Below are 21217 nucleotides of genomic sequence, written 5' to 3' on the forward strand. Positions count from 1 at the left end.
AGCCCGGCATCGACGCGCGTCCCTCAACGTCGCTCCCCGGGCGTGGGAGCGGTGGTGGCATGCGCGTCCAGATCGGCCAGCACCGTGGCGACCGCCTGTGCGATCGCCGCATAGCCGGCATCGCCCGGGTGCAGGTGATCGCCGGAGTCGTAAGTCGGCAGCAGGCGCGCGGGCCGTGCCGGATCGCGCAGCAGCAGGTCGAGATCGACGACTGCATCGAATGCCCCCTCCTGGCGGACCCAGCGGTTCACCGCCTGTCGCGCGCGCTCCTTGTCGGCGCTGTAGTAGCCGGCGATCGCGCTGTCGACCAGCGCGCCCTCGAACGGTGGCAGCGTGGCGCCGACGATGCGCACTCCGCGCGCATGGGTGCGTGCGATCAACTGTCGGTAGCCGCCGATGAGCGCGGTAGTCTCGACCGGGGGCGCCTCCGGCGCCAGCGCGCTGCCCGGCCAGCCGATATCGTTGATGCCCATCAGCAGCACCACGGTCTCGATGCCGGGCTGGGCCAGCACGTCGCGGTCCAGTCGCGCCAGTGCGCTCTCGCCCATCAGCGTGGACAGCACCCGTGCGCCGGAGATGCCGGCATTGGCCACGGCGATGCCGCGCCTGGCCAGCGCCTGGGCCAGATAGTCCGGCCAGCGATGGTCCGCGCCCGCGGTGGAGCCGGCGCCATCGGTGATCGAATCGCCCAGCGTGGCCACCAGCCTCGGCGTCTCCGTCTGGACCTGCACAGAGGTGGCGAACAGCCTCACCTCGGCCGCGCCAGTCGTCGTCAGGCGTGCGGCGGCGGTGACATCGCCCTCGGCGAACCAGGCCTGCTCCAGCCCCTCCCAATGGAAGGTCGCCGGCGGCGTGGGTTGGGGCAGGTACAGGCTGAGCGCCAGCCGTCCGCCGTCGGCTACGTCCAGCGCGACCGGGTCGCTGACCCAGCTCGCACCGGCGGGGATGGTGATCGACGGCTGGCCATCGAAGTGCAGCACGCGGTCGCTGCCGGCCACGATCGAGGCGCCTGCGGCCGCCTCGGCCAGATGCGCCGCCCCGATCACCAGCGGCGCGTCGCCGTAGGCGTTGGACAGCACCACGCGCAGGCGCTTGCCGCCGACGCTGACGCGCACCACCTGGCGAACGGTCTGGTTCCACAGGTGATAAGGCAGCTTGGTGGGCAGCGCGAACGCTCCATCCCAACGTGGCTGCGGGCTGGCCGACCACGTAGTGACCCATCGGTCCGCAGGCGCCGCCTGCAATGTGGCGGGCGCGCACAGGCACAGGGCCAGCAGCCCATTGCGAAGGTGGGAGGACATCAGCGCAGCTCCCCGGCGCAGTGCCCGGTGTCGACGGCGTGCTCCATTCGCACGCTGAACCAGGCGATGGCCAGGCCCGTCAGGGTGACCAGCGCAGCGACCCACGGCGTGGCCGGCAGGCCGAGCGCGCTAGCCACCACCACCCCACCCAGCCAGGCGCCCAGGGCGTTACCCAGGTTGAAGGCGGCGATGTTCAGGCTGGAGGCCAGGTTCTGGCCCGCGCCCTGCGCCTGTTCCAGCACGCGCAGCTGCAGCGGCGCCACGGTGGAGAAGGCAGCAACGCCGAGCAGGCCGACGAAAGCGATCATCGCCACCTGCGAGTGCAGGGCGAAGGCCATCAGCCCCAGCACCAGGGCCAGCGCCAGCAGCGAACCCAGCAGCGCCGGGGTGGGGCGCCGGTCGGCCAGACGTCCGCCCAGCAGGTTGCCGATGATCATGCCCACGCCGAACACCAGCAGCACCGGCGAGACCGCCGACTGGCTGAAGCCGGTGACCTGCACCAGCAGCGGCTGGATGTAGGTGAAGACCGCGAACACGCCGGCATAGCCGAGCACGGTCATCGCCAGGGCCAGCAGCACCTGGCCGCGGCCGAGCACGGCCACCTCCTGGCGCCAGTGCACCGCCTGGCCGGCGCCGGCCGAGGCCGGCACCCACAGCGCGACCACGGCCAGGGCGACCACGCCGATGGCCGCCACCGCCCAGAAGGTCGCGCGCCAGCCCAGCTGCAGGCCCAGCCAGGCGCCGGCCGGCACGCCGAGCAGGGTGGCCACGGTCAGGCCGGCGAACATGATCGAGATCGCCGAGGCCTTGCGCTCGGCCGGCACCAGCGAGGTGGCCACCACCGCGCCAACGCCGAAGAAGGTGCCGTGGGCCAGCGAGGTCAGCACGCGGGCGGCCATCAGCGTGGTGTAGTCCGGCGCCAGCGCGCAGGCCAGGTTGCCCAGGGTGAAGATGCCCATCAGCGCGACCAGCACCGCCTTGCGCGGCAGCCTGGCGGTGGCCAGGGTCAGCACCGGCGCGCCGACGAACACGCCCAGCGCATAGCCGCTGATCAGCATGCCGGCGGCGGGGATGGACACCCCCAGGTCGGTGGCGACCTGCTGCAGCAGGCCCATCAGCACGAACTCGGTGGTGCCGATGCCGAAGGCGCCGATGGTCAGCGCGTACAGCGCCGCCGGCATGCGGTGGCTGCGAGGAGAGGACAGGGAGGACATGGCAGGATCCTGGACGGGGCCGAAGCGCCACGGGCCGGTGCACGCCTCGCTCCGTCGTCCCACCGAGCCCAGCCGGGTGGCAAGGGTGGGGGGATGGGTTCGGGTGGAAGCACGCGGACAGCCCGGGGCGATCGGACGTGGGAGAGGCCACACAGCCTGCCCGGCTGAGATCCTTAGAAAAACCGCTAATATCCTGAATGACTTTCAATGATCCGTTGAGAATTTCATGGACCGCGTCGGCGACATCGCCCTGTTCCTGAAGGTGCTGGATCTGGGGTCGATCAGCGCCGCGGCGCGCAGCCTGGACCTGTCCGTGGCTGTGGCCAGCCAGCGCCTCAAGCGGCTGGAACGCGGGCTGGGCGTGCGCCTGCTGCACCGGACCACGCGCCGCCTGCACCCCACGCCGGAGGGCCAGGCCCTGGCCGAACGTGGCCGCGCGCTGGTGCAGGACCTGGAAGTGCTGGGCGAGGAGCTGCGCGAAAGCGCCCAGCAGGTCTCCGGCACCCTGCGGGTCACGCTATCGGCCTCCTTCGGCCATGTGTACGTGGCCCCGCTGCTGCCCGAGTTCCAGCGCCTGCACTCCAAGGTGCGCATCAGCGCGCATCTGAGCGATGACCTGGTGGACCTGGTCCAGGAAGGCTTCGACCTGGCCATCCGCATCGGCGCGCTGCCCGACTCGGGGCTGGTGGCACGGCGGCTGACCTCCAACGAACGCGTGCTGTGCGCCTCGCCCGAGTACCTGCGCCAGCGCGGGACGCCGCGGTCCCCGGACGAGCTGGCCGGGCACGACGGCGTGCTGCTGATGGGGCGCGACGGGCGCCAGGACACCTGGACCCTGGTCGGGCCGCAGCAGCAGACGGTGCGGGTGCGCATGGCCAGCCGCTTCGAAAGCAACTTCGGCGAAGTGCTGCGCGAGGCGGTGCTGGCCGGGCAGGGCATCTGCGTGCATTCGATCTGGCACGTGGCCCAGGACCTGCACGAAGGCCGCATGGTGGTGGTACTGCCGGACTGGCGGCCGCCCACCACCCAGATCAGCGCGGTCACCCCGACGCGGCTGCCGCCACCGCGGGTGCGGCGCTTCGTGGAATTCCTGGCCGACAAGCTGGGCGACCCACCGCCCTGGGAGCGTATCGCTTTCGCGTCCGGCCGAGGCAATCAGTGACCGCCTCCACGTTCGGTTTCTGATCGCCAGCGACAACCGCGACATTGCAGCGCAAGATCGGGCCGAAGCGGTCGTTACCGACGGCAGTACCGCTTCTGCATGTCGTCGCTCAATGTCCTCGCTCTTCGCTTTCGCCGCGTCCTTCGCCCGTGTTCCGGCACGCCTGCTGGTCTTGCTGATGGCGCTGGCGCTGTCCGCGTCCGGCTGCAGCAGCAGCGGCAGCACGCCCGCCTCGGGCGTGGCCGCCACCGACGCCTCGGCCGCTGCCGGCGCAGGCAGCGCCATGGTGTCGGTCCGCCTGACCCAGGCCGGCGATCAGGTGGCGCTGTCCAACCCCGAGCGCGGCTTCTACCGCTGGAGCTGGAGCGACCTGCCGCAGCTGCAGCAGATGGATGCGGCCAATGCCTATGCCAATGGCTACCGCATGCTCTACACGCCGGTGCGCCTGGATGCCTGGCGCGACACCGCCCTGCCGGAAAGCCTGCTGACGCAGCTGGACCAGGCCTTTGCCATCGCCCGTGCCAACGGCATCAAGGTGATTCCACGCTTCGTCTACAACTACCCGGCCGGGGAGACCGACTACCACCAGGCGCAGGACGCGCCGCTGGAACGCGTCCTGGCCCACATCGCCCAACTCAAGCCGGTCCTGCGCCGCAATGCCGATGTCATTGCCCTGCTGCAGGCCGGCTTCATCGGCGCCTGGGGCGAGTGGCATACCTCGGCCTATCAGCTGACCGAGGTCGGCCCACGCACGCAGATCCGCGATGCGTTGCTGGATGCGCTGCCGGCCGATCACTTCATCGCCTTTCGCTACACCGGGCACCTGATGGACTGGTACCCGGGCACGCCGACCGAAGCGATTGCCTTCAACGGCTCGGCCAATGCCCGCAGCGCCTTCCACAACGACTGCTTCCTGGCCAGCGACACCGACGTGGGCACCTACAGCGAGGACCCGGCCACGGCCCAACGCGAGCGCGAGGCGATGGCCGCCCGCGCCAGGATCACGCCCTTCGGCGGCGAGACCTGCAACCCCGCCGACGACCCGCAGGCGCATCCACGCACGCGCTGCGAGGACGTGCTGGGCGAGGGCGCGCGCTACGCGCTGAGCTATCTCAACGACGAGTACTACCGCGCGCTGTTCCACGACGCCTGGATCGAGGGCGGCTGCTACGAGCAGGTGCAGCGCCAGATGGGCTATCGCCTGACGCTGACGGCCGCCTCGCACAGCGCCGAGCTCGCGCGCGGCGGCGAGCTGCGCTTGGACTTCACCGTGCGCAACAGCGGCTGGTCGCGCCCGTTCGGCAAGCGCGGGGTGCGCGTGCTGCTGCGTCATCGCGGGAGCGGCCAGGTGTTGGCGCTGGAGGCCAGTGCCGTCGACCCGCGCCGGTGGACGGCGGGCGGCAGCTTCAGCCATGAGCTGCGCTTGCCGGTGCCTTCGCAGGCGGGCATCGGCGCTTACGATCTGTATCTGGCGCTACCCGATGGCGCGGCCAGTCTGGCGCAGGATCCGCGCTATGCGATCCAGTTCGCCAATGCCGATGACGCCAGTGCGGGGCAGGAATGGGATGAGGGCTTGGGCGCGTTCAAGCTGGGGAGCACGGTGACGTTGCGCTGAGCGAAGGATCGCGGCGCGATCGTCGCTGCCGCTGCCGCTGCCGCTGCTCTTGCTCTCGCTGTTGTTGTTGATCTTGCCGTTGCCGTTGCCGTTGCGTTTGATCTTGCTTTTTGCCTTTGACCTTTGGAGCCGTAAAGCTCGCCGAGCACCGGAGGAAAAAACGGGCGAAGAGGCGCGCCTGTTTGAGCGAAGCGAGTTGAGCGCCGTCCCGTTTTTTCCGAGGAGCGCAGGGGACCGCCGCGCAGCGGCGGCGAGTGTCCGGCGGAAGCGGTTTTGGTGACTTTTGCCGCGACAAAAGTCACTCGCGCTGCAAGCGCGAAAGCTTTTGCTCCTGACTTTGCCGTTGCTTCGCTTTCGCCTTTCAAAGCGTTTGGAGCAAGAGCCGAAAGCCAGAGCAAGATCAAGGGCTTTCGCGCCTGATGGCGCGACTTACTTTTGTCTTGGCAAAAGTAAGCAAAACCGTCTTCGCCGGACACACGCCGGGCCTGCGGCCCGGTCCCCTGCGCTCCTCGCAGAATTGGGGACGGCGCTCAACTCGCTTCGCTCAAACAGGCGCGCCTCTTCGCCCCAATTCTGCTCCGGTGCTCGGCGTGCTTTACGGCTCGAAGATCAAGGGCGAAAAGCAAAATCACGAGCAACGGCAACGGCAACGGCAACGGCAACGGCAACGGCAACAGCAACGGCAACAGCAACAGCAACAGCAACAGCAACCGATGTGGCCTGTCTATCTCACGAGCGGGAATGGGAACGCTGGCGCGTCTGCGACGCGCTTTGCGTAATGCCGGGGCAGAGCGCGTCAACCCGCGGCACCGGCCTTGGCCCGTGGTCGTGGCCCGGCACTGGCAGCGTCAACTGCCAGCGCAACAGCGCAACAGCGCAAACGGGCTCAGCCGGCGTGGAGCGACTCCAGCGATTCGGCTTCCAGCTGCGCGTAAAGCGCGAACTCGTCCAGGACCGGCGCGCCCAGTGCGGCTTCGAATGCCTCGCGGCTGGCGTTGGCGGCGTAGGCGTGCTGTTCGGTGCCGCCCAGGTTGGACTGGAAGATGCCCGCGGCGCTGACCGGCAGGAAGTCCTCGTAGACGATGGGGTCGGCCGAGGCCAGGCCGGCTTCGATCAAGGCCTCGGGTGAGAGCTCTTGGCGGTCGGACTTCGGCATTGCGAGGCCGCGTTCGGTCAATGCATAGCGGAAGTAACCCAGTCCCTCGCGGCGCAGGGTATCCAGGTCGTCGGGGAAGTCGGCGAAGGCCTGGGCCAGGCGCATGGGGTAATCGCTGCCGGTGCTGCCCTTGCCGTCATCGCGCGCCGCGTCCAGCAGCTGGTCGTACAGCGCGCGGCCCTTTGGCGTCAGGGCCAGGCCGCGCTGCTCGATCTCACCGAAACGCGCGGTGTGGGTACCGGCCTGGCGGTGGTCGCCGTCCGGAAAGGCCACGGCTTCCTCCAGCGCCTTGAAGCTGGTCTGGCGCAGCAGGATCGGCACCGCGCGACGCGGCGGGCCTTCGATCACGGCCTTGGCATCGATGCCCAGGCGCAGCATTTCCTCCTGCGCCGCATCGATATCCAGCGTACGCGGGGTGAGATGGTTGATGTGCGGGCCGCGGAAGGACACGACATCGGCGATCAGGCGATGCGCCTGGCTCAATGCCTGGTAGGTGGCATGGGAGACCGTGGCCTGGCTGTGCCAGCGGAAGGTTTCCAGCACCTCGGCGACGAAGCGATGCGCATGGGCCTCGGACAGGCCGCCGTCGCGCTCGGCCTGTTCCACCAGCGCACGGGCGCCGGCGGTGAAGATGTCGCGCCTGGCCAGGATGGCCTGCGCCTGTGCGCGCAGGTCGGCATCGTCGATCAGCTCCATGCGCAGCAGCGAGGTGAACACCCGGAACGGATTGGCGGCCAGCGCGGCGGCGCTGGTGGCGCGGAAGGCGGTGGAATGCACCGGCACGCCGGCCACCGACAGGTCGTAGTAGCCCACCGGGGACATGCCCATCACCGCGAAGGCGCGGCGCAGCATCGACAACTCCTCGGCAGTGCCGACACGGATGGCGCCATGGCGCTCGGCATCCAGGCGTGCGCGTTCGTCGTTGCGCAGCAGCTGCGCCTCCAGCGCCGGCTGTGCGGCCAGGGTGTCGGCGTTGACCTTGGCCACCAGGGCCATCAGCGTGCCGTACAGCGGAACCTCGGTGCGGTACATCTCGGACATGGCCTGCGCGAACAGGCTGCGGATGTGATCGGGTGAAACGAGATCGTGGTGCATGGCAGCGAGATCGGCGTCATGGGCGTGATGAACGTCCATTTTCCACCGGTCCGCGGGCCTGCGCCACCGCGACCAACGATGGCTTGTCATCCGCGCGCGGGTATAACCGGCGGGCAGTGGACAGGGGGCGCTGCAGCGGCCGGCGCGCAGAAGACCCGGGGCTCGGCCGCAAGACCATCATCGAAGGAAAGGAGTCTTGCCATGTTGCATCGCCATATCCGCGCCTCCCATCGCTGCTGCGTGCTGCTTGCCTGTGCGGCCCTGCCGCTGCTGTCGCACGCCCAGGTGGCGCGCGTGCCGCTGGGGGACATGCCGGTCCCGAAACAGCTGGCCGGCCCGCCCGAAGAGATGCCGGCCATGCGCGCCAAGGAGCCGGCCGCGTCGGCCGTGATCTCGCGCCATGCCCTGCTGCCGGTGCGCTTTGCCCCGGGCCAGTCCGAGGCGCAGCTGCAGATCAGCGCCGAGACCGCCGATGCGCGCGTGCTGCTGCTGCCCGGCCCGGCGCAGTGGCGTGCCCAGCTGGCCGGTACCACGGCCAAGGCCGCCGCTTCCACCGCTTCGCGCGCGACCGCCCTGGCCGCGGGCGCGGAAGGCTACCGCGCCATCGAATACCGCTTCGCCCAGCTGCAGGCCGGGCCGCAGACCCTGCGCCTGCACAGCGACACGCCTGGCGCACGCGGCTATGTGCTGGTGCAGGGCGACCAGGCGCTGGAACTGGCCTCCTATCCGCTGCATCGCCGCCAACGGCTGGGCGAACGCATGAGCTTCAATGCCATGCTCGGTGCGCGCGCCGGCGATGACGTCCGCATCGCCAACGCCGCAGGCAGCGTGCAGCAGGCCACGCTGCGCGTGGTGCGGCCCGATGGCAGCGTGCAGGAAGCGCCCATGTTCGATGACGGCCAGCACGAGGATGCGGCCGCGGGCGATGGCCGCTTTGGCGCCAGCTTCGTGCCGGACGCGCCGGGGACGTGGATCGCGCAGGCGGTGGTCCGTGGCACCGACGCGCGGGGACGTGCGTTCGTGCGCACCACCGAGCACGTGCTGCCGGTGCTGGACAGCGATTTGGCCTTGCGCGCCAGCACGCTCGCCGCACGCCAGGTCGATGGCCGCTGGCAGCTGCAGGTGCCGGTGCAGGTGTCCACCGGCGATGGGCATTACCGCGCCTTTGCCGAGGTCTGGGGCGTGGACGCCAGCGGCAAGGACGTCGCCGTGGCCTGGATCGGAGGCATCAGTCAGGTGCAGGACGGCCAGCTCGCGCTGGGCCTGGATCCGCGCTGGGTACAGCGCGCGGGCGCACGTGCGCCGTTCACCTTGCGCAAGCTGCGCATCGAGGATCCGGATCACTTCATTGCGCTGGTCACCGCCGAGCGCATGCCGCTCACGCTACCGGCGCTGCCTCCCTCGCAACGGCTGGGCACCCTGGCCATCGACGAGACCATGCGCATGGGGCCACGCCCGCAGACCGCGCAGCGCGCCATGCCGGCGGCCACCGGCGCGCGCCTGATCCTGGTGCATGGCTACTGCTCGTCGGGGGTCTGGCCGCAACAGCAGTTCAGTAACGCCTCCAGCTTCATCGACGCCAACCAGAACCGCAGTCACGATGCGTTCGCGCGGCTGCTGGCCAGTTACGGCAGCCAGTGGAACTCCTTCGGCACCGTGGCCCACAGCCAGGGCGGTGCGGCGGCGCTGCACCTTTACACCTACTACTGGAGCGGCCTGGACAAGGCCAGCGGCGCGCGCCTGATGCAGTCTGTCGGCACGCCCTACCAGGGCACCAACCTGGCCGGCATCCTGGCCACCCTGGGCAACTGGTTCGGCGTGGGCTGCGGCACCAACAGCGACATGACCTACGACGGGGCGGCGGCATGGCTGGCGGGCGTCCCTGCCTCGGCCCGGGCGAAGGTGAACTACTACACGACCTCCTTCGCCTCGACCAACTGGTACACCAACGACTACTGCAACATCGCCACCGACGTGGTGCTCAACGACCCGGAAGACGGCACGGTGGAACAGGTCTATGCGCAGCTGCCGGGTGGGGTGAATCGTGGACATACCGTGGGCCAGTGCCACACCACCGGCATGCGCGACCCGGCGCAGTATCTGGATGCGGCCCGCAACGCCACGATGAGCGCCAACGCGGCACGCTGACACGGCGGGTGCGGCGGGCCTGTCGCGGCGCCACAGCACTTTCCCACGGGCGCATCACGCCGTCGCGCGATGCGCCTGACTATGCTCTGGCGCCACACACCACCGGTGACCTGTCATGGCCGCACTGCCGCAACTTCCCGAGATCCGCCTGGGCCGCTACCGCCACTTCAAGGGCGGCGAGTACGAGGTCCTGGGCATCGCCCGCAGCAGCGAGACCCTGGAGCCCTTGGTGCTTTACAAGCCGCTGTCCGAGGACAGCGGCGTCTGGGCGCGGCCGTATGCGATGTTCATCGAGGACGTCGAGGTGGACGGCAGTCGCGTGCCGCGCTTTGCTTGGCAGAACGACGGGCTGGTGGTGGAGGACTGAGCCCGAGGCCGCCAGCTCCATGCACGGCCCGCCGTCGTGGCGTCGCAGCGCTCGGTGGCCCAAGGGCAGTTCAAAACAGGCGCCATCGCCATCTCCAGCGGTCGGATGCGCCCCTTTGTGAGCGGCTCCAGGTGGCCTTGGGCCATCAGCCGCGAAGCGGCGTTTCCCGTCCAGGCATCCTCGCGCCTGAAAGCCCAAGGTCCAACGCGCCGCCCCGCGGCGTGCGCCCTGGGGTCATTGGCGGCGCGCTAGGGCGGCACCACCGCCGGCGGCGCGGCGGCCGATCCGTTCCAGCCCAGGTGCTTGTAGAGGTGATAGCGGGCGATGCCCAACCACTCCACCAGGGCCAGGTCGCAGACCAGCAGGTTGTAGCTGCTCGGGAGCCAGGACGGAAACGGCGCCGCGTAGTCGCTGCGCGCGGGCAGAGGTTGCAGGCCAAAGTGGCGGAAATACAGCACCGCCCGGCGCATGTGCAGCCCGGAGGTCACCAGCACCACCGGGCCATGCCGACGCAGCGCGAGCAGGTCGGTGGTATCGCGCGCGTTCTCCCAGGTGGTGCGAGAGCGCTCCTCCTCGATGATGGCCGCGCGCGGCACGCCCACTTCCACCAGCAGGGCCGAGTACAGCTCTGCCTCGGTGCGACCCAGGCCCGCCGGGTCGCCGCCGGAGACCACCACTGTGCATCCGCGTGTGGCGGCCACGCAGGCATCGTAGAGCTGCGCGGTGCGCAGGATGCGGCTGTAGGCCAGCGACTGCGGCTCCACGCCCCCCTCCTGCGGCAGGCGCTGCATGCCCATGCCCAGCAGCACGATCACCGCATCGGGTTGCCAGGCGATGCGGGTGGGCGCGGCGTAGCCTGCCTGCAGGCTGTTGGTGATCCAGCGGGTGGCGATGCCGTTGCCCAGCAGCCAGAAGACCGCCACCCAGGCCAGACCCAGCGCGCGCGCCGTCCGCCGCCAGCGCAGGCGCCAGAGCAGCAGCAGGAAGGACACACCCAGGGCGAACAGGACGAGGGACATGGACAGCCAGGAGGCGGTGACGGTCCAAGGCTAGCAGCCGCGCCTGACTCGCTGCTGGCGGGGGGATGGCCGGCGACAGGGTTCTTTATCAATGTACGGGCGCGCTGGCTTCCTGGTGAAGCACGCTGGGTTGAGACTTCTCCAACCTCTGGCCCCATCCATGAGCTGTCTTGGCCTCACCTGCGCCAAATGCCCACTGCCTTGTGGGAGCGGCTTCAGCCGCGAATGGGCTTGACCGGTAACGCCTCTTCGCGGCTGAAACCGCTCCCACAAGAAAAACTGTTCCCTCAGGGCCACCGCCCGCCGGACCACGGCCTGTTGAAGCGGTGAAGCGAGAACGCCGCCACTCTCCTGACCGACGGCCAAAAAAAACGCCGACGGACAAGCCGTCGGCGTTCGTGCTTTCAGGCACGGGGGAAGATCAGAACTTGTAATTCACACCCAGGAAGGCGATGCGACCGGCGTAGCTGTTGCTGTTGAAGCGCGCCTGGGTGTCGTTGCCCAGGTAGGAGCGCGTCTCTTCTTCCGTCAGGTTGAGGACCGACGCGGTCACGCTGAGCGCCGGGGTGAAGTTGTAGGCGGCGTTGAGGTCGATCTGGGTGTACGGCTCCTGATACACGTTCAGGCGACTGACGAGGCCCTCGACCACTTCGCCACGACGGTTGTAGGAAGCTCGCAGCAGCAGTGGGCCCTTTTCGTAGAACACGGTGAGATTGGTCTGGTTGGCGGCGCTGCCGACCAGGGGTGACTTGCCCACGTCCGTACCATCGGCCAGGGTGACAGCGGCTTCATTGGTGCGGTTGTAGGTGTAGTTGGCTTGCAGGCCCAGGCCGAAGTCGAAGGTGTGCTGCGCATAGACTTCCACGCCCTCGGACACCGCGTCGCGACCGCTGGCCGTGGTGGAGAAGTTCTGCACCGTGACCGTCTGCCCACCGATGTCCTGGGTAATGTCCTGCTGGACCGGCAGCGTGAAGTTGCTGACGTTCTTGCGGAACAGGCCGATACCGGCGACGGAACCAGGCTGGAAGTACCACTCCAGCCCCAGGTCGTACTGGGTCGCCAGGTACGGCATCAGCGCCTTGTTGCTGCCCGAGCCGAACCAGCCCTGCTGGTCGCCGCCACCGATCAGACGGCGGTCGTTGACGTACTCCTCGCTATAGAAGTTCAAGCTACCGGGTGCCGCCAGTGCGTTGTAGCCCGGACGTGACATGACCCGGGAAGCCGCGCCGCGCAGCAGCAGCGTGTCGGTCAGGTCGTAGGACACGTTGAGGCTGGGCAGGCGGTTGACGTAGCTGCGGTCCAGCGAGGTGACCACGAAGGTGGAGATGTGGCCACTGGCGGGATTGGTCTGGCTGTCCGGCAGCGTGGTGAAGCCGCTGATGCAGCCCGAACCGGCCGGGGCGCCGGCGGCGGGCAGGTTGCCGGGCAGGCAGGGGATCGGGTTACCGGCGGCGTCGTCGAAGAAGTAGTCGTTGAAGTAGTCGACGCGATCGGTCGAATCAGCGTACTGCTCGGTCTTGACGATGCGCAGTCCCAGGTTACCGCGCAGGCGCTCGGTGCGGAAGTTGGCCTGCAGGTAGGCCGAATAGATCTTCTCCTCGACGTTGTAGACGAAGTTGTCTTCCTGGCGGGTCTGCATCGGCCCGTAGGTGTTGTTGAGGTAGTCGATGTAGCCCGGGTAGTTGATCGCAGGGAAGACGTTGGTGTTGAAGCCGCCGGCAATGTTGCCCAGCGAACCCGGCTGCAGGAACTCGCCGCGGAACACCGAGGCCGCCGGGTCGCAACCGGCCTGGTAGCGGCTGTCGTAGTCGGCCGGGTCGGCGCCCTGGCAGACCCAGTAATTGTTGCCGGTGCTGCGGCGGGTGCCGCCGTCGCGATACTTCACGCCGAACTGCACCGAATCCAGGAACGTGCTCTCCGCGTCGGTGCGCCAGGTGAAGTCGGTCTGGGCGAACTTCTGCCAGGTGCTGTTGCGCGTCCAGGTCGAGCCGGTGGAGCCCAGGTCGATTTCGCCGATGCCGTTGCGCAGGTTCTCCAGCACTTCCGGGGAGACGGTCAGAGACGGTGTGCCGCTGAGGTCCCAACGGGTGTAGTAGTTGCCCAGCGTGTAGCTGCCATCGCCGTTGAGCGTGGTGCCGTTGCCGCCCGCGTTGGGCCGGCGCGGCTTGACCGGCATGGACAACACCATCTCCGGGCCGCCCGTGGCCCAGGTGCGGCCGCCCTTGAAGATCACGTCCAGATCCTCGGTGCGCCAGGCCAGCTCGAAGTCGGCCGTCTGCGAACGCGCTTTCTGGCGGTTGTAGCCACCGGCGATCCACGGCGTGGGGATAGTGCAGTCGTCAGGGCCGAAACCGTTGGCACCTTCAACGGGATCACCGATGCCTGCAGCGGTCGCCGCTTCGTTGGAGCAGTAGTAGGTCTTTCCAGGATGGACGCGATACTCCGCGCCAGTGACAATCGTGCCGCTCGGATCAAAGCTCAACCCGTCGAGAAGGCGTCCGCCTTCCCAGTTGTCATCGGGCCGGTAGCGGGCCAGGTTCCACTCCGGGATCGACAGCGTGTTGGTGACCTGCTCCTGCTCCAGATCGAAGCGGAAGTAGTTGGCCGTCATGGTCAGGTTGTCGTGGGGCTTGAACTGCAGCGTCAGCTGCCCGCCCTTGCGCTCGCGGTCCTCTTCCCGGCTCTGGAAGTTGACCACGTTGGGCATCATGAAGTCGACGTAGCTGTTGCCGTTCTGGTCGTTGAAGCCCGACTCGCCATACCAATAGCTGCCGAAGCCGTTTGGATTGCCATACACATCCGTCGCCGGCCGGGTGTCCCTGTCGTCCGTGTACCAATTCCACGCGCTGGTGTTGGCGCCCAGCGTGCGCACGGTGCGCTTCTGCTGGGTGTAGCCGACGAACACGCCGAAGCGCTCTTCCTTGTCGTGCCAGGAGTAGGACCCGGCGAACTGGCCGTCGGTCTTCTCGGTGGTGTCGGCATAGGTGCCTTCGGCCGAGACGAAGCCGCTGTTGGCCTCCTGCTCCAGTGGGCGACGGGTGTGCAGGATCACCGTGCCGCCGATGCCGCCCTCGTCGATGCGCGCCTCGGGCGTCTTGAACAGCTCGGAGCTGGACAGCAGGTTGGACGGCAGCAGGGTGTAGTTGAACGAGCGCGTCGGGTCGCCGTTGGTCTCGGCGGTGGCCACGTAGTTGCCGTTGAGCTCGGTCAGGGTCAGCTCCGAGGACAGGCCGCGCACGCTGACGTTCTTACCTTCGCCGCCATCGCGGGTGATGATCACGCCCGGCACGCGCTGCAGCGCGTCGGCCACGTTCTTGTCCGGGAACTTGCCCACGTCCTCGGCGGTGATCACCTCCACGATTGCGTTGGCGTTGCGCTTCTGGTCCAGGCTCTTCTCGATCGCATAGCGGTAGCCGGTGACGGCCACCGTATCGAGGTTGGTCGCTTCGGTGGACTGGTCCGAGGGCGCCGAGGCCTGGGTCTGGACCTGCTCTGCGGGCACCGCCGCCTGTTGGGCGAGGGCATGGAATGGCACAACGGCGCAGGAGGCCAGCGTGAAGGCGATGGCCGCCGACAGCGGATTCCTGGAACGTGTACGGGACGACAGACTCATTGCAACCCTCTCCTGTTGAATGACGGCACGGCGCCAATATGAAACGATCCAGTTCACGCCGCCTTCACTGGATCTGCTGGCCTGCACAATGAAAAGCGACGCTTTTGGCGTCGGCCGCACCGTGCAAGCCTGGCTGGATTTAAATCGTTCTAAATTCGCGACGACGATGTACCACGGGCATTCTCCAAGCGCATGTTGCGTCGCAGCGCACGGCATACATGACAGCGCTGCCACGTCCCCGGAATAAACCGGTTACAACCGGGGAAGGAATGCGACATCACACGCATTTTCGGAACGCTTAACAATTGGAGTAATCAGGATTTCGTTCGCGCGTGAGCCGCGCCAGGGACCGGTCGGAAAACGGCCAGCTGCGCGCCGCCTGCGCGGCCGTGCGCTTGACCCATCCGGTGCAGCGGCGTACCGTCGCCTCTGTCAAGGTTTCATCGCTTTATCTCAATGAAGCGATGGATTAAACGGGAATCCGGTGACGCCGCGTTTCGACACGGCCACTCCGGAGCTGCCCCGCAGCGGTAACTGGAAACGACCCCCGCCACCAGCACTGGCCGACGCCTACCAGCGTCACCGGGAAGCGGCGGGCAGTAGGTGGCCTGGAAGTTCGCTCCCGCGCCGTGTCCACAAGCCCGAAGACCGGCCCTGGCCGGAAGACCATTCCCGGTCTTCCGCTTCGACCTGGAACCGCTCGCGGGAGCGGCACGGGCGCGTGGTGCGGTGGGCCTTCAGGCCCGGCCGCGGGCGTGCGCGTGCGGTGGCCGCGCACGGAACCGGTTCGCCCGCGGGGGCGAAGGTCGCTGGCGTGGCAGAGAGCGCTCCGATCGGGGCGCCGCCCTGGCGCGCGGTTCCTTCGTTCCTCATGCCCACACGCACTGAGGATCCATCCACATGACCATCGTCACCAACCTCGGCTTCCCCCGTATCGGGCCACGCCGGGAGCTCAAGCACGCCCTGGAACGCTTCTGGCGCGGGGAAGACACCGGCGAATCCCTGCAGGCCACCGCACGCGGCCTGCGACTGAAGCATTGGAAGCTGCAGCGCCAGGCCGGCGCCGAGCTGCTGCCCAGCAACGACTTCTCGCTCTACGACCAGGTGCTGGACACGGCCTTCCTGTTCGACGCGATCCCGCAGCGCTACCGCGCCTTGGCCGATGCCGACCCGCTGGCCGGCTACTTCGCCATGGCCCGCGGCCACCAGGCTGGCGGGATCGACCTGCGCGCGCTGGAAATGACCAAGTGGTTCGACACCAACTACCACTACCTGGTGCCGGAGCTGCAGGCCGGGCAGGGCTTCGCCCTGCGCGGGGACAAGCCGGTGGCCGAGTTCCTGGAAGCCAGGGCGGCCGGCTTCAGTACCCGGCCGGTGCTGCTGGGGCCGGTGAGCTTCCTGCTGCTGTCCAAGACCACCGACGGCAGCGATCGGCTGGCGCTGCTGGATCGTCTGCTGCCGGTCTACGCGCAGCTGCTGGAGCGACTGGCCGCAGCCGGCGCCGAGTGGGTGCAGATCGATGAGCCGACGCTGGTGCTGGACCTGGACGAAGCAGCGCAGGCCGCCTTCGCCCACGCCTACGCCTTCCTGGCCACGGCCGAGCGCCCCAGGCTGCTGCTGACCACCTACTTCGGCGCCCTGGGCGAGAACCTCGCGCTGGCCGCGCAGCTGTCGGTCGATGGCCTGCACGTGGACCTGGTGCGGGCGCCCGAGCAACTGGACGCCGTGTTGCAGCACCTGCCCAAGGGGCGTGTGCTCTCGGCGGGCCTCATCAACGGGCGCAACGTCTGGCGCGGCAACCTGGACAACGCGCTGACCCTGGCCCGCTACGCGCAGGGACATGTGGGTGCGGACCAGCTGTGGCTGGCGCCCTCGTGCTCGCTGCTGCACGTGCCGGTGGATCTGGAGCAGGAAAAAACGCTGGACGCCGAGTTGGCCTCCTGGCTGGCCTTCGCCCGCCAGAAGCTGGGCGAACTGCGGGTGCTGGCCGACGCGCTGGAGGGCAAGGACGGCGCGGAGGCCGCGCTGGACGCGCAACGTGCCTGCCTGGCGTCGCGGCGCGCCTCGCCCCGCGTGCATCGCACCGAGGTCGCCCAACGCCTGGCGGCCCTGGGCGCGCGGGACAGCAGACGCGCCACTGCCCACGCCCAGCGTCGCATCGTGCAGCAGGCCGCCTTCGACCTGCCGGTGTATCCGACCACCACCATCGGCTCCTTCCCGCAGACCCAGCAGGTGCGCCAGGCGCGTGCCCAGTACAAGTCCGGCAAGCTCACAGAGGCCGACTACGATGCCTTCATTGCCGTCGAGACCGAGCGCTGCGTGCGCTTCCAGGAGCAGATCGGCCTGGACGTGCTGGTGCACGGCGAGTACGAGCGCAACGACATGGTCGAATACTTCGGCGAGCAGCTCGAGGGCTTTGCCTTCACCAAGCTGGGCTGGGTGCAGAGCTACGGCAGCCGCTGCGTCAAGCCGCCGATCATCTACGGCGACGTGGTGCGCCCCGCGCCGATGACCGTGCGCTGGTCGCAGTACGCGCAGTCGCTGACCAGGCGACCGATGAAGGGCATGCTGACCGGGCCGGTGACGATGCTGCAGTGGTCCTTCGTGCGCGACGACCAGGCGCGCAGCGAGACCTGCCGGCAGATCGCGCTGGCCCTGCGCGATGAGGTCCTGGACCTGGAGGAGGCCGGCATCGGCATCCTCCAGATCGACGAGCCGGCCATCCGCGAGGGCCTGCCGCTGCGGCGCGGCGACTGGAAGGCCTATCTGGACTGGGCGGTGGAGGCCTTCGGCATTTGTTCCTCCGGCGTGCGCGATGCCACCCAGATCCACACCCACATGTGCTATTCCGAGTTCAACGACATCATCGACGCGGTGGCGGCGATGGACGCGGACGTCATCTCCATCGAGACCTCGCGCTCGCGCATGGAGCTGCTGGATGCCTTCGTGCAGTTCCGCTATCCCAACCAGATCGGGCCGGGCGTGTACGACATCCACTCGCCCCGCGTGCCCTCCACCGGAGAGATGGTGGAGCTGCTGCGCAAGGCGCGCGCGGTGCTGGCGGCCGAGCAGCTGTGGGTCAACCCGGACTGCGGCCTGAAAACCCGCGGCTGGGAGGAAACCGGCCACGCCCTGGCGCAGATGGTGGACGCCGCGCGCATCCTGCGTGCGGATCTGGCCCAGGCCGCCTGAAAGCGCACCGCCATGCCCGCGCGAAAGCGGGCGTGGCGGTGCATGTGGCCTGCCGATCCCACGCCGTGGAACCGGCGCGTGCCTTGCGCGCCGACCGGCTCGTTCTGGTAACGGTTCCACCACGGCAGCGGGCTTGGGGGTTGCGTACACTCGACGGCCCCCACCCATCACAGGAGTTGCCGACCGTGTCAATCAACCAGGCGCAGCGGGACAAGATCGCATCCGGCCAGGGCTTCATCGCCGCACTCGACCAGAGTGGCGGCAGCACGCCCAAGGCGCTCAAGCTTTATGGCGTGGACGAGTCCGCGTACTCGGGCGAGGCGGAGATGTTCGCCCAGGTGCACAAGATGCGCGAGCGCATCGTCTCCAGCCCGGCCTTCAACGGCGAGCGCGTGGTCGGTGCCATCCTGTTCGAACGCACCCTGGATGACAGCTTCGGCGGCCAGGACGCGGCGCAGTACCTGTGGGAGACCAAGCAGGTCGTGCCGTTCCTGAAGATCGACAAGGGCCTTGAGGACGAGGCCAATGGCGTGCAGCTGCTCAAGCCCATCCCGGGCCTGGCCGAGCTGCTGTCCAAGGCCAAGGCCAAGGGCGTGTTCGGCACCAAGGAGCGCTCGGTCATCAAGGCCAACAACGCCCAGGGCATCGCCGCGGTGCTGGACCAGCAGTTCGAACTGGGACAGCAGGTGCTGGACGCGGGCCTGGTGCCGATCATCGAGCCGGAGGTGGACATCAAGGCCGCCGACAAGGCCGAAATCGAAGCGACGATGAAGCAGGGATTGATCGAGCGCCTGGACAAGGTCGATGCGGCCACCCCGGTGATCCTCAAGCTCACCCTGCCCAGCGTGGACGGCTCCTTCCAGGAGTTGGTCGACCACCCCAGCGTGCTCAAGGTGGTGGCCCTGTCCGGCGGCTACAGCCGCGACGAAGCCAACGCCAAGCTGGCCCGCAACCCCGGCATCATCGCCAGCTTCAGCCGCGCCCTGACTGAGGGCCTGAGCGCGCAGCAGAGCGATGACGAATTCAACGCCACGCTGGACGCGACCATCGAGTCGATCTATCGCGCCTCGATCGCCTGACCGGCCAAGGCCAGGCTGGCCGGCTGCGAGGCCCCGCTTCGGCGCGAGGCTGTTGACCTGAGCGAGGCGGGGCTTGCGATCGATGGATCACGGGTCCTGGAAATCCCAACCGCCACCGGCGCCATTGGCCGGGGCGGTACTCCAGGCGCGGACGGGCCATCCCGAGCCAAGTTGAAATAGGCGCCCGGCGGACAAGCCCCGCCACATCCACCCCACGTAGGGTGGATGGCGCTCTTCCATCCACCATCACCGCCAGACGCAACGCAAAGAGGCCGCTCGTCAGCGGCCTCTCCGTGATCCATGCGCATCGATCACGTTGGTGGACAAGCTTCGCGTTGTCCGTCCCACGTAGGGTGGATGACGCTGTTTCATCCACCATTCGCAAACGAACGACGTGTGCACGGCGGCATCCCAGCTCCAGCCGCCGCGTGCGCCTCGGTGGACAAGCTTCGCCTTGTCCACCCTACGTGGGTGAATGGCGCGCTTGAATGCGCCATCGCCGCGTAAGGGGCTAGGCAAGTGGCCTTCAGAGGGTCTCGCTGCGGTCCGCCCAGGCCAACAGATGCGCATGCAGTGCCGCGGCCGCCGGCGACAGCGCGCGCGTGCGCTCCCAGCCCAGGCACAAGCGGCGACGGGCCCAGGGCTCGCGCAGCGGCGCGCCATGCACCGCCGTGGTGAGCTGCGGCAGGACCGCGGCGGGCACCACCGCCACGCCGACGCCGGCGGCGACCATGTGCGCGATGGCCTCGAAAGTAGGCAGACGCACGCGATAACGCAGCGTCAGGCCCAGGCGCGCGGCCTGGGCTTCCAGGTGCTGTTGCAGGGCGCTGCCTGGCGCCAGCCCGATGAAGGGCTGGCCTGCCAGTTCGACGAAGGCCGGCGCTTGCGCATGAGCAGCGCCATCGGCAGCGGGCAGCAGGGCCACCAAGGCATCGTGCGCGAACGGGTGCAGCTGCAGGGCCGGCGTGGCCGCTGCATCTGACAGGATGCCCAGCTCGGCCACGCCTGCCTCCACCGCCTTGGCGATGTCCTCGCTGCCGCGTTCCAACAGCGCCACCTCGATGCGCGGATGCAGGGCCAGCCACGGTGCGAGCGCACGCGGCAGGCAGTGACCGACCGCTGCGGTATTGGCCATCACCCGCACGGTTCCGCCGCTGCCGCGGGCATGCTCGGCCAGCGCCCCTTGCAGCAGACGCGATTGCCGCAGCATCAGTCGTGCGTGATGGGCCAAGGCCTCACCTGCCGCGGTCGGCCGCACGCCTCTCGGCAGGCGCTGCAGCAGCGCCACGGCAGCATGGTCCTCCATCGCGCGCAGTCGTTCGCTGGCCGCGGCCAGGGACAGGTGCGCGCGCTCGGCACCGGCGGTGATGCTGCCGGCTTCCAGCACGGCCAGGAACAGACGCAGATCGGGCAGGTCGAAGCGCAATGCGGGTCCTCCTTCGGCTGCCCCGAAGGCGGGCATCGGCGATCCCGCATTGTGCCCCTGCCAGCGAACGCGTCCCATGCACCCATGGAAACTTCGAGCGCGTTGTGGTGGCTGTTGGTGCTGGGCACCTTCCTCATGGCCGGTGGCGTGAAAGGCGTCACCGGCATGGGTCTGCCGACGGTGGCCATGGGCGTGCTGGGGGCCTTGATGCCGCCAGCGCTGGCGGCGTCCCTGCTGTTGCTGTCATCACTGGTGACCAACGTGCTGCAGCTGGCCGGCGGCGGCCAGCTGCGACCTCTGTGGCGGCGCCTGTGGCCGATGCAGCTGGTGGCCGCGCTCGGCACGCTGCTGGCCTCGGCCTGGCTGGCCGGCGGCTCGGCCCAAGGCACGGTGCGACTGCTGGGTCTGGCACTGGCGCTGTATGCGCTGGTGGCGTTGCTGGTGCGCCCGGTACGCGTGCCGCCATCGCTGGAACGCGTCCTGTCGCCCCTGATCGGTGGCATCACCGGTGTGGTGACGGGGGTGACCGGCGTGTTCGTGATCCCCGCAGTGCCATATCTGCAGTCGCTGGCACTGCCGCGCGAGTCGCTGGTGCAGGCACTCGGCCTGTCCTTCACGGTCTCCACGCTGGCGCTTGCCGCCGGGCTGGCATGGCACGGCGCGCTGTCGCTCGATCATCTGCTGCCCTCGCTGCTCGCGGTGCTGCCCGCGCTAGTCGGCATGTGGCTGGGTCAGCGCCTGCGTCGGCGCATCAGTCCCACGGCCTTTCGTATCGGCTTTCTGGTCTGCCTGCTGTTGCTGGGCGTGGAGCTGGCCTGGCGCGGCTGACG

At 68.6% G+C, this 21217-nt stretch carries 13 protein-coding genes and 1 riboswitch; of the genes, 7 read left to right on the forward strand and 6 right to left on the reverse strand.

The annotated features are described in order from the left end of the window. Positions 1-23 precede the first annotated feature (23 nt). Together EPA99_RS09965 and EPA99_RS09970 are read right to left on the reverse strand one after the other, a co-directional pair. The gene (locus tag EPA99_RS09965; protein WP_129471059.1) at positions 24-1301 is read right to left on the reverse strand and encodes an SGNH/GDSL hydrolase family protein; all 1278 of its coding nucleotides are present in this window, start codon (positions 1299-1301) and stop codon (positions 24-26) included. After that, positions 1301-2515 carry an MFS transporter gene (locus tag EPA99_RS09970; protein ID WP_164978623.1) on the reverse strand — a complete coding sequence of 405 codons (1215 nt, stop codon included), beginning with the start codon at positions 2513-2515 and terminating at the stop codon, positions 1301-1303. The genes EPA99_RS09965 and EPA99_RS09970 overlap by 1 nt, the downstream gene beginning before the upstream one ends. Positions 2516-2741: 226 nt before the next feature. Between EPA99_RS09970 and EPA99_RS09975 the strand changes: the two genes are divergently transcribed. Both EPA99_RS09975 and EPA99_RS09980 read left to right on the forward strand, forming a co-directional pair. Then, positions 2742-3677: a LysR family transcriptional regulator gene (locus EPA99_RS09975; protein ID WP_129471060.1), complete on the forward strand. Its 936-nt coding sequence runs from the start codon at positions 2742-2744 to the stop codon at positions 3675-3677. 112 nt (positions 3678-3789) lie between these two features. Further along, complete coding sequence (locus tag EPA99_RS09980) at positions 3790-5292, forward strand: DUF4832 domain-containing protein (RefSeq protein ID WP_129471061.1); 1503 nt, start codon at positions 3790-3792, stop codon at positions 5290-5292. A gap of 886 nt (positions 5293-6178) precedes the next feature. Here the strand turns inward: EPA99_RS09980 and hglS are convergent. Further along, positions 6179-7543: a 2-oxoadipate dioxygenase/decarboxylase HglS gene (gene hglS, locus EPA99_RS09990; RefSeq protein WP_129471062.1), complete on the reverse strand. Its 1365-nt coding sequence runs from the start codon at positions 7541-7543 to the stop codon at positions 6179-6181. A gap of 201 nt (positions 7544-7744) precedes the next feature. Between hglS and EPA99_RS09995 the strand changes: the two genes are divergently transcribed. Together EPA99_RS09995 and EPA99_RS10000 are read left to right on the forward strand one after the other, a co-directional pair. After that, on the forward strand, positions 7745-9691 hold the full coding sequence (locus tag EPA99_RS09995) for a choice-of-anchor X domain-containing protein (protein ID WP_425479192.1): 1947 nt from the start codon (positions 7745-7747) through the stop codon (positions 9689-9691). A gap of 115 nt (positions 9692-9806) precedes the next feature. After that, positions 9807-10058 (forward strand): DUF1653 domain-containing protein, encoded by a 252-nt coding sequence (locus tag EPA99_RS10000; RefSeq protein WP_129471063.1) that lies wholly within the window; start codon positions 9807-9809, stop codon positions 10056-10058. A 248-nt stretch (positions 10059-10306) separates the two neighbouring features. On the opposite strand, the gene EPA99_RS10005 is transcribed toward EPA99_RS10000, so the two are convergent. Together EPA99_RS10005 and EPA99_RS10010 are read right to left on the reverse strand one after the other, a co-directional pair. After that, the gene (locus EPA99_RS10005) at positions 10307-11077 is read right to left on the reverse strand and encodes a YdcF family protein (protein ID WP_129471064.1); all 771 of its coding nucleotides are present in this window, start codon (positions 11075-11077) and stop codon (positions 10307-10309) included. A gap of 421 nt (positions 11078-11498) precedes the next feature. Then, entirely contained in the window at positions 11499-14690 is a 3192-nt protein-coding gene (locus EPA99_RS10010) for a TonB-dependent receptor (protein WP_129471065.1), read from the reverse strand. A 418-nt stretch (positions 14691-15108) separates the two neighbouring features. Further along, positions 15109-15361, forward strand: a riboswitch (cobalamin riboswitch). Between the two features lie 229 nt (positions 15362-15590). Between EPA99_RS10010 and metE the strand changes: the two genes are divergently transcribed. Both metE and EPA99_RS10020 read left to right on the forward strand, forming a co-directional pair. Next, a complete protein-coding gene (gene metE, locus EPA99_RS10015; RefSeq protein WP_129471066.1) occupies positions 15591-17882 on the forward strand; it encodes a 5-methyltetrahydropteroyltriglutamate--homocysteine S-methyltransferase in 2292 nt (763 codons plus the stop codon). A 185-nt stretch (positions 17883-18067) separates the two neighbouring features. Continuing rightward, positions 18068-18961 carry a fructose bisphosphate aldolase gene (locus EPA99_RS10020; protein WP_129471067.1) on the forward strand — a complete coding sequence of 298 codons (894 nt, stop codon included), beginning with the start codon at positions 18068-18070 and terminating at the stop codon, positions 18959-18961. 526 nt (positions 18962-19487) lie between these two features. On the opposite strand, the gene EPA99_RS10025 is transcribed toward EPA99_RS10020, so the two are convergent. After that, positions 19488-20387: a LysR family transcriptional regulator gene (locus EPA99_RS10025; protein WP_206733740.1), complete on the reverse strand. Its 900-nt coding sequence runs from the start codon at positions 20385-20387 to the stop codon at positions 19488-19490. A gap of 84 nt (positions 20388-20471) precedes the next feature. On the opposite strand from EPA99_RS10025, the gene EPA99_RS10030 reads away from it, so the two are divergent. Then, complete coding sequence (locus EPA99_RS10030; RefSeq protein WP_129471069.1) at positions 20472-21215, forward strand: sulfite exporter TauE/SafE family protein; 744 nt, start codon at positions 20472-20474, stop codon at positions 21213-21215. Positions 21216-21217: the final 2 nt, after the last annotated feature.

Origin of the sequence: Pseudoxanthomonas composti (assembly GCF_004122095.1) — a bacterium.
GTDB lineage: Bacteria > Pseudomonadota > Gammaproteobacteria > Xanthomonadales > Xanthomonadaceae > Pseudoxanthomonas_A > Pseudoxanthomonas_A composti.

Bases quoted from the DNA above. Each gene is read 5' to 3' on its own strand.
- EPA99_RS10030 (WP_129471069.1), top strand. From the start codon at position 20,472: ATGGAAACTTCGAGCGCGTTGTGGTGGCTGTTGGTGCTGGGCACCTTC.
- EPA99_RS09975 (WP_129471060.1), top strand. From the start codon at position 2,742: ATGGACCGCGTCGGCGACATCGCCCTGTTCCTGAAGGTGCTGGATCTG.
- EPA99_RS09965 (WP_129471059.1), bottom strand. From the start codon at position 1,301: ATGTCCTCCCACCTTCGCAATGGGCTGCTGGCCCTGTGCCTGTGCGCG.
- metE (WP_129471066.1), top strand. From the start codon at position 15,591: ATGACCATCGTCACCAACCTCGGCTTCCCCCGTATCGGGCCACGCCGG.
- EPA99_RS09970 (WP_164978623.1), bottom strand. From the start codon at position 2,515: ATGTCCTCCCTGTCCTCTCCTCGCAGCCACCGCATGCCGGCGGCGCTG.
- EPA99_RS10005 (WP_129471064.1), bottom strand. From the start codon at position 11,077: ATGTCCCTCGTCCTGTTCGCCCTGGGTGTGTCCTTCCTGCTGCTGCTC.
- EPA99_RS09995 (WP_425479192.1), top strand. From the start codon at position 7,745: ATGTTGCATCGCCATATCCGCGCCTCCCATCGCTGCTGCGTGCTGCTT.
- hglS (WP_129471062.1), bottom strand. From the start codon at position 7,543: ATGCACCACGATCTCGTTTCACCCGATCACATCCGCAGCCTGTTCGCG.
- EPA99_RS09980 (WP_129471061.1), top strand. From the start codon at position 3,790: ATGTCCTCGCTCTTCGCTTTCGCCGCGTCCTTCGCCCGTGTTCCGGCA.
- EPA99_RS10000 (WP_129471063.1), top strand. From the start codon at position 9,807: ATGGCCGCACTGCCGCAACTTCCCGAGATCCGCCTGGGCCGCTACCGC.
- EPA99_RS10010 (WP_129471065.1), bottom strand. From the start codon at position 14,690: ATGAGTCTGTCGTCCCGTACACGTTCCAGGAATCCGCTGTCGGCGGCC.